The following is a 13,547-nucleotide window of genomic DNA, read 5'->3' as shown; positions in this document are numbered from 1 at the left end:
CGATGGCCGCAACTAAAGTACAAGGTGCAAAAGTATTACTCGTAGATGACGACGCTAGCTTATTAAAACTGCTCGCTATTCGTATCGAATCAAAAGGATACGAAGTGACAACCTGCGAAAGCGGCTTAACCGCACTACAAATACTTAAAAGCCAAGTGTTTGACGCCGTAATAACCGACTTACGCATGGATGAAATGGATGGTATGGCACTGCATCGTCAGCTGCAAAGCCGCTACCCTGCGTTGCCTGTAATTATGATGACAGCGCATGGCTCAATACCTGATGCGGTAGAGGCTACTAAGCAGGGCATTTTTGCATTTATAACTAAACCTGTAGATAAAGACGAGCTATTCGACAGCCTTGCTAAAGCGATAGAAATTCACGGAGTGAACGCAGATGAAGCTGCACCTAAAAGTAATATAGTTACGCGCAGTGGTGCAATGCTGCACTTGTTAGAGCAAGTAAAACTACTTGGACCAACGCAAGTTAATGTACTAATTTCGGGGGCTAGTGGTACAGGTAAAGAGTTACTCGCACAGGCGATTCACCAGCATAGTCATGTAAGCGGTGGTCCTTTTGTTGCAATTAACTGCGGCGCTGTACCAGGGGAGCTTTTAGAGTCTGAATTATTTGGTCATAAAAAAGGCTCTTTTACGGGCGCAATTAAAGATCACCAAGGTTTGTTTCAACAAGCTGAGGGCGGCACGCTATTTTTAGATGAAATAGGTGATATGCCACTTAACTTGCAGGTTAAGTTACTGCGCGTATTACAAGAAAAAACAATTCGCCCCGTAGGCTTTCAAGAAGAAATCGCAATTGATGTACGTATTGTATCGGCAACACATAAAAATCTTCCTGAAGCTATTTTAAACCAGCAATTTAGAGAAGATTTATACTATCGCTTAAACGTAGTTAATTTAAAATTACCGCCACTGTGTGAGCGCCGCGAAGATATAAGCTTATTAGCACAGCACTTTAGTGCAAGCATTGCTAAGCGCATGAACCAAACTGAAAAACACTTTGCAAGCGATGCTATGCATGCACTTGTGCGTTACGACTGGCCAGGTAATATCCGCCAATTACAAAACGTAGTAGAGCAGGTTGTAGCATTAACACCGAGCGATGTTATTTCAGAGCATTTAGTGTTAGCTGCGCTAAATAGTAACGAAACAAACGTAGAACCATTATCACTAAACGACGCTAAAAAAGAGTTTGAGCGCGACTATGTAATTAACACTTTAAAAATGGCAGGTGGTAACGTAGCTGAAGGCGCTAAGCTTGCCAAGCGCAACCGCTCAGATTTTTATAAGTTGATTAAAAAGCATAATATTGATGTTGATAATTTAGGTTAAGGAAAAGCATGCAGTTATTTATGGTGTATTTAGGTGGCCGGATTCAAGGTTGCCACATTGAAATGCATGATATTCGTTTTGTAGTAGGGGAGAATATAGAGCAAACCTATTCAAAGTTAAAAAGCCAATGGGTAGGCGACAGAAGTAGTGTTCACATGGATAGCTACATGGCAATTAATCATATTGATGGCTTTAAAGTAGAAGTTGTCGACAGCTATGTGGAGCAAAATAAACAACTCTATTTTGTAAATTTAGGCGCTTACAGAAGTGATTCTATGGCTGAGCAACACGACTTTGCATTGTATGTTGCAAGCAGTAGCCATGAAGCTAAAGAGCGCGCTAAAAACGATTTACTCGCAGGGCTTAGTCATATTCATAAAGATGATTTACATGACGTAGACGATTGCTTTGCCATTGATTTACTCGACAGCCAGCTAAACATTAAACTCACGCCCAGCGGTATATCGCAGCCTATAAAGCCAGACTGGTTTGGCTATCACATACTTTAAATTATAATAAGTAGCTAAAACTGAGTAGGATTAAGAGTCCTGCTCGTTTTGTTCATCCTTTTCGCTTTTAGCCGCCATTTTAAATGCCACAATAACCAATCCAAACATAGCAAACGGCAGTGCTGCTAACATGTATTCAACTACATTACTGTCTTGAAAATTTGCTTGTAGTAAAAAGTGACCCGCCACACACATTAAAATAACCACTAATAAAATGGGTAGTAACATGAGTTCTTTTTTTGATGAATGGTTTTTCATTAATTGCGAAGCTATAGCTGAAAATAATGCGCCATTGTAATGAGCTTACTTAAGCTTGGCAAACACCGCAGAATTTTTTAATTAATGTTATGATTAGTATCAAACAATTTTATTAATGTTTATGGGAATAAAGTGAAAAGTAACTTAAAAAAAGTTTACCTCGTTGGTGGTGCAGTGCGCGACAAACTGCTAAATATAAAATCGAAAGATAACGATTATGTAGTGATTGGTGAAACGCCAGACACAATGCAGTCGCTCGGTTTTGTACCAATAGGTAGCGACTTTCCGGTTTACTTGCACCCAAAAACAAAAGAAGAATATGCACTTGGGCGCACAGAGCGTAAAAGCGGCAAAGGCTATACTGGCTTTGTGGTTGATGCCAGCCCAACGGTAACGCTCGAAGAAGATTTAGCAAGACGCGATTTAACCATAAATTCAATGGCGCTTGATGAACGCGGTAATATTATTGACCCGTTTAATGGCCAAGCTGACTTACAAAATAAAACACTGCGCCACACCACTGAGGCATTTGTAGAAGACCCTGTTCGAGTGCTGCGTATTGCCCGTTTTTTAGCGCGCTATGGCAGTGATTGGCGTATTCACCCAAGTACGTATGCATTAATGCGCGAGCTTAAAAATAAAGGTGAGCTAAATCATTTAGTACCTGAGCGCGTGTGGCTTGAAACTGAAAAAGCACTGGGTGAAAAGTACCCTGAGCTTTATTTTGAAGCACTGCAAGGTTTGGGGGTTTTTCCAGAGCTTGAGCGCATGGTTAATGTACCGCAACCGGCAAACCATCATCCTGAAGGAGATGTATTTGTACATACTATGCTGGTACTTAGGCGTGCAGCCGATTTAAATTTTAATTTAGAAACACGTTTTGCTGCACTAACCCATGATTTTGGAAAAGCGCTTAGTTTTAAAAAATATGGAAACCTACGTGGGCACGAACGCGAAGGTGTTGCAGTTATTGAGGCGTTTTGTGAGCGCTTAAAAGTGCCTAACCGTTTTCGCGATATTGGCGTACTCACCAGTGATAATCACACCCTTTGCCACACGATTGATCAGTTAAGGCCGCAAACCATTCACAAGCTAATAGTGACTAACTTAAATGCGTTGGTACACCCAGAACGTTTTATAGCGTTTACCCAAGCATGCCAATGCGATGCACAAGGGCGTGGTGAAACACTTGTTGATAAGCCATACCCGCAATCAGCTAAGCTGCGAGCAATTCATACTGAACTGCAAAAAATGGATAAGAAGCTGGTAGTGCAAAATGCACTTAAAAATGGCAAAAAAGGCCCTGAAATAGGCGAAGAAGTAAAACTTGCAGAAATAAACTGCATTAAAGCATTTTTAGAACATGAGAAGTCCCAAGCGTAATAAAATTAGACTAAGTAGTGCGATACGCCTTGGTTTTTGGTCGCGTCGTGCTTTCTTAGCTCTTTGTAGTTTGTACTTTTTGGTTTTACATTTTCAGGCTCAGGTTTTTTAGAGGGCCTGTATAAGTCAAAAATAAAGTCTAGTTCTTCACGCTCTAGTGATGGTTTCATGAGTATTCCTTCAATTTAATACTTTAATATGATGTAGGGTATGGTCATTCGACTGAATTAAAAGTGAATAGTTACATTTGAAGTTGTACTAAATTGTAACCGGCGGGTTTTAAGGGATGAGAGGAATTTGTTTGTTAATTTATATGGAGTTAAGGTAAATTAAAGTAACTCTTTTTAACTAAAAATATACAGCTGAATTTAACTTATTGCGTACTTACTATTTGCATATAATGCTGTGGCTATAAATACAACGGTACAAATATAACGGTATAAATACAGCCTTAACCATTTACTAACGGCAGTGTTACGGTAAATACTACACCATCACCTTGTTCGTTGTTTTGCGCTGTTACACTGCCTTTATGGTAGTCGCACACCAGCCTTACAATATAAAGACCTAACCCCAAATGTGGCTGTTGCTGCATTTGCTGGCTACGTACCGACACCATAGAGTCAAAAATATGTTCAGTTAATCCTTCGGGTAACGCGGGGCCTGTGTTACTCACTGTTAATGTTGCTTTATTTTCGCTCTGCTTAAGGCCTACATTAATAGCCGTATTGGCCTCACTAAACTCCAGCGCGTTATTAATAAGTTTATCAAGCAGCTGAGCTATAAACTCCGGTGCACCTTGCATAGGTAATTTGTTTTGGCATACATCAAGCGTAAATAACTGGTTTGGGTAAGTAAGCTGATAGCCTTGCATGCAACCATTTATTACTTTTTGTAAATCAAAAGGCTCAGGCTCGTTGCTTTGAATACTTTGCTCAAGGCGAGTTGCTTCACTCATGGTGGTTATTATTTTACCTAAGCGTTCAACGCCTTCGCTGGCGCGATCGAGGTATTTTTGACTCAGCTCGTTTTGTGGCAAGCTTTGTAAGTTTTCGAGTGATGAGCGCACTACGGCAACCGGCGTGCGCAGTTCGTGGGATAACCGCGACGACATATTCTCTAAGTAATCGGTATAGCCACCAAGTCGGCTCACAATGTTTGAAAAACTACGAGACAGGTCGCCAATTTCATCGTTAGCGTCGCTGTAATTAATACTGCCAGTAACACGCCCTTGCGCATCAATTGCTTGTTCAGCTGTATCGCGCAGCCGCCTAATTCGGTTCGATATACGTGAGGCAAAAAAGAATAAAGTCACAGTACCAATTAGCATCACAGCTAAAATAACGTTAAACAGTTTTTCGAGTGACTTATTACGCAGCGTACGTACGCCGTTTGTGGTTTCCTCTGCTATTACTGCGCCAATTACTTGGTCTTGGATCCAAATAGGATAAGCGGCCGATAAAATAACGGCTTTGCTGTCGGGGGTTAAGCGCCAAGACGATGCTGGTTGTCCTTTTAATGCTTTCGCTAAATGTGTGCCCTGCATAGAAGCTACATCGTGCAGGGTATCTAAAAACTCATTTTCGGGACGCGTTAAAATTTTATAGTAAATTGGGTGTAAGTAATTTTGCTCAAAGCGCTGCCACCAAGTTTCAGGTGCTTGGTTAGCAAGTCCATCAGCCCAAACGCCATCTGCATTTTGAATAGTACCCGACTGCGCAAGTACGCGATGATGGTTATCGACCACCCAAATGCGGCTACCACTGTGGCCCATACCTTTTAAAATACGGCTAATTTCTGGAGAAGGGACTAATACCGAGCCCAAATCGTTTGGGTTATTTAAGTTTGAGGTCGACATTATTTTAGGCTCTAATAATGCCTCTTTATTATCAACGTCAACAATAGCAAAGCCAAGTTTGTTGCCCAGCATGCTAATAGGAAAGCGCAGCTCTACGTTATAACCTGATTCGGTACTTTCAAAATAGCCCTGAATTTTTGTAAAAGGGGCTTTGGTATTTGCATCAAACGCATTAACCCAGCCATCTTGGCGTGGCGCAATTATATAGGTATTAAATTGGCCGTCAGGTGTTTTTAAGCCAATTTGTAAATAATCGTTATTGGTAATACTTAAGCTATTTTTAGCGCGATAAATAAGGGTATTGTCGGTGACTTTAAATACGGCGTATAAGTAGTTATCAAATTTTCCCACCATATGATCAAACGATAAGTCACTGGCTTGATGTTTGTTATCTGTTTTTTGTAAGTAGCGCTTGTCGTAATGCCAAAATAGCGGTTGATAGCTGTCCCAATCGTTAAGTTTACCGTCGAGCTGAATAGGGTTTTTAAGATTATAAGCGTATAAATCGCGGCCTTTTACTACTTGGTCTAAAAAGTTGGTTTGCTCGTCAAATAATGCGGGGCGCTCATGTAATGCGGTAGCAAGTGCTCGAGTGGTGCCTACGAGGGTTTTTTCTTGGCCTTGGCGTAAAAACTTTTCCATTTCCCATACGTACTCGTAGCCAAGCCACGGTAGCAAAAACAAAAAACATGAAAGTAATATAAATTTACTGCGCAGACCAAATCGTAGCATTAGTGTTGTTCCCACCTGTAGCCCATGCCATACACGGTATCTATGCAATCAAAGGTGCTATCGAGTGCTATAAACTTTTTACGAATACGTTTTACGTGTGAAGTAATGGTGCTGTCGTCTACATAAATTTTTGCATCGCTCATTAATTCGTTACGGCTTTTAACATGGCCAGGTCGCTGGGCGAGTGAATGCAGCATCCAAAATTCGGTTACGGTTAAATCAACTAATTGTTGCTGCCAAAATACCTGCATGCGTTGTGTGTCGAGCGTTAATTGTCCGCGTGTTATGAGTGCGTTTGCATCAGCAGGTTGTTCAAGTGCTTCCATTCGGCGAAACAGCGCACCAATACGTGCAGCCAAGTGAGCCAAGCTTATGTCTTTTGTTAGGTAGTCGTCGGCGCCCATGCGCAGGCCGCATACGGTATCTATTTCGCTATCGCGGGCGGTTAAAAAAATAATAGGCAGCGTTTTAGAAAGCGATCGCAATGTTTGGCACAGTAAAAAACCACCATCTATTTCATGGCCTAGGCCAATATCAACAATGGCTAAATCGGGCAGGGCATTTTTAAATTCAGCTTCTGCGCTGGCGCGATTTTCAAAGCCACTGACTTGGTAGCCCTGTGCGCTCAGCATTTCTATGTAGTTTTCGCGGATTGCGGGTTCATCTTCAACGATGGCTATTTTTTTCATCTTAATCATTATCCTATCGGCTCTGCTGTGCACTATATCGAAGTTTTTAAGCTAAGTACGCTTAAAAAGGCAATTGCCATTTTTTTGCCACAATTGCTCAGCAGTTTGCCATTTTTGATCCCCTTTGTTGCCACTTGAACTTGTTTTAATAGGTCCATCAAAACAAAACATCACAAATTAAAAAGTAAGTTTAAGGAGCACGTCATGAAGAAGACATTAATTGCATTAACACTCGTTGCTAGTTTTTGTACTCCAGCAATTGCCTCAACATCTAACACGCCATCAAAAGAAGCCCATAAAGAAACGGCTATTGGACTAGGTGCAGGCGCTATTATTGGCGGCGTAGTAGGCGGGCCAATAGGTGCGTTTATTGGGGCATTTGCCGGTGGTTTAATAGGTGATTCAAAAGTAGCTGATAACAAAATTGCAGAGCAAGAGCGTGCAATTACGGTTATGAAAGAAAAAACCAGCGATTACCAACACGTGCTTAACCACAACAATATGTTAGAGCAACAGCTAGAAGTGCTTGCCAATCAAAATGAGCAGTTAACTCAAGTTCAAATTAATAACTTATTGGCGATGACGGTGCAATTTAAAACAGGTTCAAGTGTTATTGCCCCGCATTTTGCACTGCAGTTAGACCAACTCGTTACCTTGTTAAACAACCAACCACAACTCGCACTTGATTTAAGTGGCTTTGCCGATCAGCGCGGCGATGAGCAAGCCAACCTTTTACTTTCTAAAGCGCGTGTAAATGCCGTGCAAAGCTACTTAATAAAACACGGTGTGAGCCACAAGCGCTTAAGCACGCAGGCATTTGGCGAGCAGCAAACGTTGGCTAACAGCAACACGGTGGAAGATAACTTTTTTGATAGACGCGTAACGCTTACCACTCGCTCAATAAATCCAGTAAATGGCCAAACGGCGAGTAACTAAATCTAACTGAATCTAAGTAAAACAAAGCGTTCGATGGAGTGATTTTATGTTGAGTAAACCGACCAAAATGCTTACTAAAGTAAGCATTTTTATATTCATAGCGATTGTGCTGTTAGCGAGCTTTAAAAGCCATGCGCAATCACCCAAGTTAGAGCTTTTTGATAGCAATGGTGCGCCAGCAGGCCCAGCAATAATATTAAAAAGCGACGCCAATATGACCTTAACTGGCCTAATTAATCATGTTGTAGTAACGCAAACCTATCAAAACGAAAACCCGTTTGCGGTTAATGCGCGCTACGTTTTTCCATTGCCTGATGAAAGCGCCGTACATGCCATGACAATGCGTATAGGTGAGCGAGTTATTAAAGGCCAAATTGATAAAAAGGTAGAGGCCGAAAAAAAATACGAGGAGGCTAAAAAAGCAGGCAAGCAAGCGGCCCTAGTACGCCAACAACGTGCGAATATGTTTATTACGAATGTGGCTAATATTGGCCCCGGTGAGCAAGTGATTATTGAGCTTGAGTATCAAGAAATAATTGATTACAGCAGCGGTACATTCGCTATTAGATTTCCTACTACCATTACACCGCGTTATCACGCGATTAGTGGTGAGGTTGAGGTTAGTACTCAAAATCAAGCGCATGTTAATCCGCTCCCAACGGGATGGTTAAGCCCTGTTTACAGCATTAAAAGCAGTAATCAAACTGATAACGTACCAAGTAGCCAATTTAGCTTAAACATTGATATAGACGTAGGCTTAGAGCTGGTGGATATCAATTCTAAATTTCACAATGTTGATGTGCAAAACACCGCGTTTGGACAATATAAAATAGCGTTAAATGAGACAAATGCAGTTAATCGCGACTTTTTACTTGAGTTTAAACCGCTGCAAAAAGAGCAAGCTCAAGCCGCATTTTTTACTCAGCAGTTTGAAAATGGTGACCGATACGGGCTTGCTATGCTAATGCCACCAGGGGATCACTTTACACAAACTCAGCGATTACCTCGCGAAATGGTATTTGTAGTTGATACGTCAGGCTCTATGCACGGGCAATCTATGGAGCAAGCTAAAAAAGCGTTGTTTTATGCACTTTCATTACTTGATAGCGACGACAGCTTTAACATTATTGGTTTTGACAACATAGTGACTCCAATGAGCGATAAACCACTTATAGCCAGTGACTTTAATTTACGCCGTGCAGAGCGATTTATTTATAGCCTAGAGGCCGACGGCGGCACTGAAATACAAGGTGCGCTTAATGCCGTACTTGATGGCAGCGAGTTTGATGGTTTTGTACGCCAAGTTGTATTTTTAACTGATGGCAGCGTAAGTAATGAAGATGCATTATTTAAAAATATTCAAGGTAAGTTAGGCGATAGCCGCTTATTTACAGTGGGTATTGGCAGCGCACCGAATAGCTTTTTTATGCGCCGAGCGGCAGATATAGGCAAAGGCTCATTTACGTTTATAGGCAGCACAAGTGAGGTGCAACCTAAAATGCAGCAGTTGTTTGATAAGCTTGCACATCCGGCTATTACTAACTTGGCGCTAAGCGATGAAAGCGGTAACAGCTTAGATTTTTGGCCATCACCACTACCTGATTTATATTTTGGCGAGCCTATCATGGTCGCTATAAAACTTAATAATGCTAAAAATGTGGTACTTGCTGGGCAAACAGCACAAAGGCCTTTAAGTATTAAATTAAGTACACAAAATAGCTCAAGCGCTCAAGGTATAGCAAAACTGTGGGCGCGCCAAAAAATCAAATCATTACTTTTATACAACGAGGAAAGTGTAGTTAAAGATGAAGTACAGGAGCTTGCGCTTACTCATCAATTACTTAGTCCGTTTACTGCTTTTATAGCGATTGAACAAACTCAAATAAAAGAAGTGGCAGAGCAAACGGCGCAAGCTACTAATGCATTACCACAAAGTATGGCAATGCGTTTACCGCAAACCCATGGGCAAAGCAGGTTACATATATTACTAGGCTGTATTTTATTATTGGGATTTAGCGCGCTTAAAATAAATCGAGGGCTTAAATTAAGCAGGGCACGTAAATGAAAAAGTGGCTAAGCGCGGGTTTACTAATAGCTGGGCTTGGATTATTTGGTCACGGTGCTTATATGCAGGCAAAAGCATGGCTTGCTCAAGTATTAATTGAGCAAGCATGGCAAGAGGCGCTTAAATCACCCGGCACTAAAGTAAAACCGTGGTATTACGCCGACAGCTACGTTACTGCAAAGCTTAATTGGCCAAGCCATAATAAAACATTAAGTGTATTGGCTGGAGCGAGTGGTCGTAATTTAGCGTTTGCGCCAAGCCAATTTTTACCTGCAGGGGAGCTGGGCGGAAAAGAATTTGGAAACGAAAAGGGCGCGCTAATAGCCGGACATAACGACACCCACTTTGCATTTTTACAAAACGCAAAAGTGGGGGAGGCGTTTACTTTGCAACTTCAAAGTGGGGTGATACAAAATTATAAAGTAACGGGGATTGAGGTTATTCATCAATCCCAAAACTCATTTTTACAAACACCTGGGCTGTATTTGCTTACCTGTTACCCTTTTGATTCGCTTGCCTCGGGTACTGATTTAAGATTGCTTGTATCTGCGCAAATGTCTTCGCCCGATTCACTAAGCGGTATATCAACCACGAGCTCTTGATGGCGCTGGCTTACCATTACGCCAATAAATACCACAAATATGCTCAACCATTGCCAAACGTTGAGCACTTCGCCCAAAATAATAGCTGACAAAATAAGTGTAAAAATAGGAATTAAATTAGAGTACGCAGCAGCGGTTAATACCGATACCTTGCTAATTGCATAGTTGTACATGCCATACCCGCCAAGGGTTACACACGAGCCTAAATACAAAATGCTCATAAGCGCAGTTAAGTCGTGTTGATTTTCGCTTGGTAGGTCGATAAAAAATAAAAACGGCGCAAAAAACAAGCTGCCGCTAATACCTTGCAACGCAATTAAAGTCAGGGGCGAGTAGCGATTAGCTAAATGTTTAATACTTACGGTATAAAATGCAGCGCACACCATAGCCATAAGCTCTAAAAAGTTACCTAGTAACGGATTAGGTGCTTGGTCGGAACTTGGTGAAAGAAGCGTAAGTAAAATACTGCCGCCTATACACAGCGTAAAACCGACAACAATGGCTTTGCTTATATGCTCTTTAAGTAATACAAAGGCAAGCAACGCAATTATAATAGGTAAGCAAGAGACAATAACACCGGCCTGCGAGGCTGATGTGTATTCCATTGCATGGCCTTCAAATAAAAAGTATAAGCAAGGCTCAGCAAGCGACATACCCACTAAATACTTCCAGTCACCTTTTAAGTACTCAAACCGAATAACGTAGCGCCATAAACAAAGCGACAAAACTAACGTGGTGAGCATGCGTAAAAATATCACCAATGCAGGGTCGTAAATAGCAATGGCGTATTTGAGCGCAATAAAAGAGCTGCCCCATAAAAAGGTGGCAATAATTAAACATAAACTGGCAGGCATAGAGAGTAATTTACTTAATTTAATAAAATCAGATCCTAGCATGAAAATTTTTAACTTGTTCAAAAATACCGAGCTGGTATAAATTAATTCATCTTTAATTAATCAATAGTAAAAAGCACATGCAAAGGGAACAGGTAATAGTTGTAAAGCTTGGTACAAGCGTACTAACTGGCGGCACCGATAAGCTAGACAAAGCACATATGGTTGAATTAGTACGCCAATGCTGCGAGCTTAAAAAGCAGGGGCATCAGGTTATTTTAGTATCGAGCGGCGCGGTAGCTGCTGGGCGCGAACAACTATTAAAACCCTGTGGCAGAAGCTTAATTGATAAACAAATGCTTGCTGCAATTGGACAAGGTCAACTTATTCATATTTGGCAGAGCTTGTTTGCTTTATATGGGGTAAATGTAGGGCAAATGCTGCTTACTCGCGCTGATGTAGACGACAGAGAGCGCTACCTTAATGCCCGCGATACACTCACCGCACTGCTAAATTACGACGTTGTACCCATCATTAACGAAAATGACGCAGTCGCTACCAGTGAAATAAAAGTAGGCGACAACGATAATTTATCGGCACTTGTCGCTATTTTGGCTAATGCTAATAAATTATTGCTACTTACCGATCAAGAAGGGTTATTTACCAGCGATCCTCGCACAAATGCCGATGCCACCCTCATTGGCGAAGTAACACATATAAACGATGAGCTGCGCCAACTTGCTGGTGGCAGTGGTACAAACTTAGGCACCGGCGGTATGGCGACTAAACTGCAAGCCGCCGACATTGCAAGGCGCGCAGGCGTTGAAGTTATTATTGCTAAAGGCGCAGGTAAAAACGTTATTTTAAAATGCATGAGTGACGAGTTACCAGGCACGCGTTTTTTAAAACTCACCGCTCCAAAAGATGGCCGTAAAAAATGGTTACTAGCCGGGCCTAAAAGTACCGGCCAAATTGTTATAGATGCAGGTGCTATTGGCGCCCTTCAAAATAAAGGCGCAAGCTTACTTGCTAAAGGCGTTACTAATGCATTTGGACGTTTTGAACGCGGTGATTTAATTGATTTAATAGATAATAAAAATCAAGTAATTGCACGGGGCTTAACGCGCTTTAGTAGCATCGAGGTAAATAAAATAAAGGGTGCGCATTCTAGTCAAATAGGCCAGTTACTCGATTACGATAGTGGTGCAGAAGTATTGCATCGCGACGACTTAGTATTACTTTAATACCTATTCTAAAGGATTAGTTAATAAGTATTACCTCATAACTTAGTAAATTCATGAGTATTGTCTAGACTAATAAAAGTTTAATTAGTTTAGGCAGTGTAATGAAGGCAAATAAGTGTGGGCACGAATGGATTATTAAGCTTACCCAGCAAGAGGAAGAAAGTGATTTAGATAGCGCATTAATACAAATAATTAGCGACTTGCTCGAAGTTGATAATTTTGCTATTTACGTCAATAAAAATTTTTCAGCCCCCATACCCCCTACTCTTATTAATCCAAATAGTAATTTAGAGCAATTAAGCCCAGATGAAGCATCATTATTATTACAAAAGGTCACTCAAAATAAAATTAGGGTGAGCTATGCCTTTAGTAGCACAACAAGTTACGTGCCTATTTATCATTTTGGAAAAGTAGTCGGCACTTTATTAATAGAAACCGAGCAAGAATTACCAGAACGAACAACTATGTTAGCTGTACATATTTTAAATATTTATGCTAATCAGCTTGGGCTATTATATAAGTCGCGGTTAGATCCACTTACAGAGCTTTTAAATAGGCAAACATTTGATAAAAAAGTAATTGAGATTGTATCGGGTAACGGTTTTTTGTTACCAAGAAATGATAACAATAAAAAGCGACGTTGGTATTTAGCTATTGCCGATATCGACAACTTTAAAAATATTAATGATAACTACGGGCATGTAATTGGCGATGAGGTTATTTTACTTGTAGCACGGCGACTAAAAAATAATTTTAGAATTGAAGACTATGTATTTAGGTATGGTGGTGAAGAATTTGCAATGTTATTTCAAGCAAAAACAGAGGCTGATGCACATGTTGCACTTAACCGGTTACGCCTTAATGTTGCCCAATACCCTTTTCCACAAATTGGCCAATTAACCATTAGCATTGGTTTTTTAGAGTTAGTGAGTATTGATACTGTATCGAGTATTGTAAATCAGGCTGATTTAGCGCTTTACTACTCTAAAAATACTGGCCGTAATAGAGTTACCTCCTACAGTGAATTAGAAGTTAATAACGAACCAAAGATAGATAACAGTATTGAGCTTTTTTGATTGTAAATTT

The 13,547-nt window shown here is 40.9% G+C and carries 13 protein-coding genes; 8 read left to right on the top strand and 5 right to left on the bottom strand.

From position 1 onward, the window contains the following. Window positions 1-2 precede the first annotated feature (2 nt). Both I6F10_RS00295 and I6F10_RS00290 read left to right on the top strand, forming a co-directional pair. Complete coding sequence (locus tag I6F10_RS00295) at window positions 3-1,352, top strand: sigma 54-interacting transcriptional regulator (protein ID WP_197098143.1); 1,350 nt, start codon at window positions 3-5, stop codon at window positions 1,350-1,352. 8 nt (window positions 1,353-1,360) lie between these two features. Then, complete coding sequence (locus I6F10_RS00290) at window positions 1,361-1,861, top strand: DUF1543 domain-containing protein (RefSeq protein ID WP_002961636.1); 501 nt, start codon at window positions 1,361-1,363, stop codon at window positions 1,859-1,861. Between the two features lie 30 nt (window positions 1,862-1,891). Here I6F10_RS00290 and I6F10_RS00285 read toward each other — a convergent pair whose 3' ends face one another. Next, a complete protein-coding gene (locus tag I6F10_RS00285) occupies window positions 1,892-2,119 on the bottom strand; it encodes a hypothetical protein (RefSeq protein WP_007581571.1) in 228 nt (75 codons plus the stop codon). 132 nt (window positions 2,120-2,251) lie between these two features. Between I6F10_RS00285 and I6F10_RS00280 the strand changes: the two genes are divergently transcribed. Then, window positions 2,252-3,502 carry a multifunctional CCA addition/repair protein gene (locus tag I6F10_RS00280; RefSeq protein ID WP_197098141.1) on the top strand — a complete coding sequence of 417 codons (1,251 nt, stop codon included), beginning with the start codon at window positions 2,252-2,254 and terminating at the stop codon, window positions 3,500-3,502. A gap of 5 nt (window positions 3,503-3,507) precedes the next feature. Here the strand turns inward: I6F10_RS00280 and I6F10_RS00275 are convergent, their stop codons facing one another. From I6F10_RS00275 to pdsR, 3 genes are all read right to left on the bottom strand, one after another. Then, a complete protein-coding gene (locus I6F10_RS00275; RefSeq protein ID WP_165743405.1) occupies window positions 3,508-3,672 on the bottom strand; it encodes a hypothetical protein in 165 nt (54 codons plus the stop codon). 281 nt (window positions 3,673-3,953) lie between these two features. Next, window positions 3,954-6,092, bottom strand: a complete 2,139-nt coding sequence (gene pdsS / locus I6F10_RS00270) for a proteobacterial dedicated sortase system histidine kinase (RefSeq protein ID WP_197098139.1) — start codon at window positions 6,090-6,092, stop codon at window positions 3,954-3,956. Beyond that, window positions 6,092-6,781, bottom strand: coding sequence for a proteobacterial dedicated sortase system response regulator (gene pdsR, locus I6F10_RS00265; RefSeq protein ID WP_197098138.1), 690 nt, complete (start codon window positions 6,779-6,781; stop codon window positions 6,092-6,094). Before pdsR ends, pdsS begins: the two co-directional genes overlap by 1 nt. Before the next feature lie 204 nt (window positions 6,782-6,985). Here pdsR and pdsO point away from each other — a divergent pair, with 204 nt between their 5' ends. Genes pdsO through I6F10_RS00250 form a run of 3 tightly spaced genes read left to right on the top strand, consistent with a single transcriptional unit; the run spans window position 6,986 to window position 10,384 of the window. Next, window positions 6,986-7,717, top strand: a complete 732-nt coding sequence (gene pdsO, locus I6F10_RS00260) for a sortase-associated OmpA-like protein PdsO (RefSeq protein WP_197098136.1) — start codon at window positions 6,986-6,988, stop codon at window positions 7,715-7,717. 46 nt (window positions 7,718-7,763) lie between these two features. Next, window positions 7,764-9,782 carry a marine proteobacterial sortase target protein gene (locus tag I6F10_RS00255; protein ID WP_197098134.1) on the top strand — a complete coding sequence of 673 codons (2,019 nt, stop codon included), beginning with the start codon at window positions 7,764-7,766 and terminating at the stop codon, window positions 9,780-9,782. Then, window positions 9,779-10,384: a class GN sortase gene (locus I6F10_RS00250; protein ID WP_197098132.1), complete on the top strand. Its 606-nt coding sequence runs from the start codon at window positions 9,779-9,781 to the stop codon at window positions 10,382-10,384. The genes I6F10_RS00255 and I6F10_RS00250 overlap by 4 nt, the downstream gene beginning before the upstream one ends. On the opposite strand, the gene I6F10_RS00245 is transcribed toward I6F10_RS00250, so the two are convergent. After that, window positions 10,279-11,238 carry a DMT family transporter gene (locus tag I6F10_RS00245; protein WP_197098291.1) on the bottom strand — a complete coding sequence of 320 codons (960 nt, stop codon included), beginning with the start codon at window positions 11,236-11,238 and terminating at the stop codon, window positions 10,279-10,281. The genes I6F10_RS00250 and I6F10_RS00245 overlap by 106 nt on opposite strands. Window positions 11,239-11,357: 119 nt before the next feature. Here I6F10_RS00245 and proB point away from each other — a divergent pair, with 119 nt between their 5' ends. Next, window positions 11,358-12,461, top strand: coding sequence for a glutamate 5-kinase (gene proB / locus I6F10_RS00240; protein ID WP_197098131.1), 1,104 nt, complete (start codon window positions 11,358-11,360; stop codon window positions 12,459-12,461). Window positions 12,462-12,562: 101 nt separating this feature from the next. After that, a complete protein-coding gene (locus I6F10_RS00235; RefSeq protein ID WP_197098129.1) occupies window positions 12,563-13,537 on the top strand; it encodes a GGDEF domain-containing protein in 975 nt (324 codons plus the stop codon). Window positions 13,538-13,547: the final 10 nt, after the last annotated feature.

Source organism: Pseudoalteromonas sp. SWYJZ98, assembly GCF_015864495.1.
Taxonomy (GTDB): Bacteria; Pseudomonadota; Gammaproteobacteria; order Enterobacterales; family Alteromonadaceae; genus Pseudoalteromonas; species Pseudoalteromonas distincta.
Note: the sequence above shows the minus strand (reverse complement) of the source record. Positions and strands in the feature narration are given on the sequence as shown.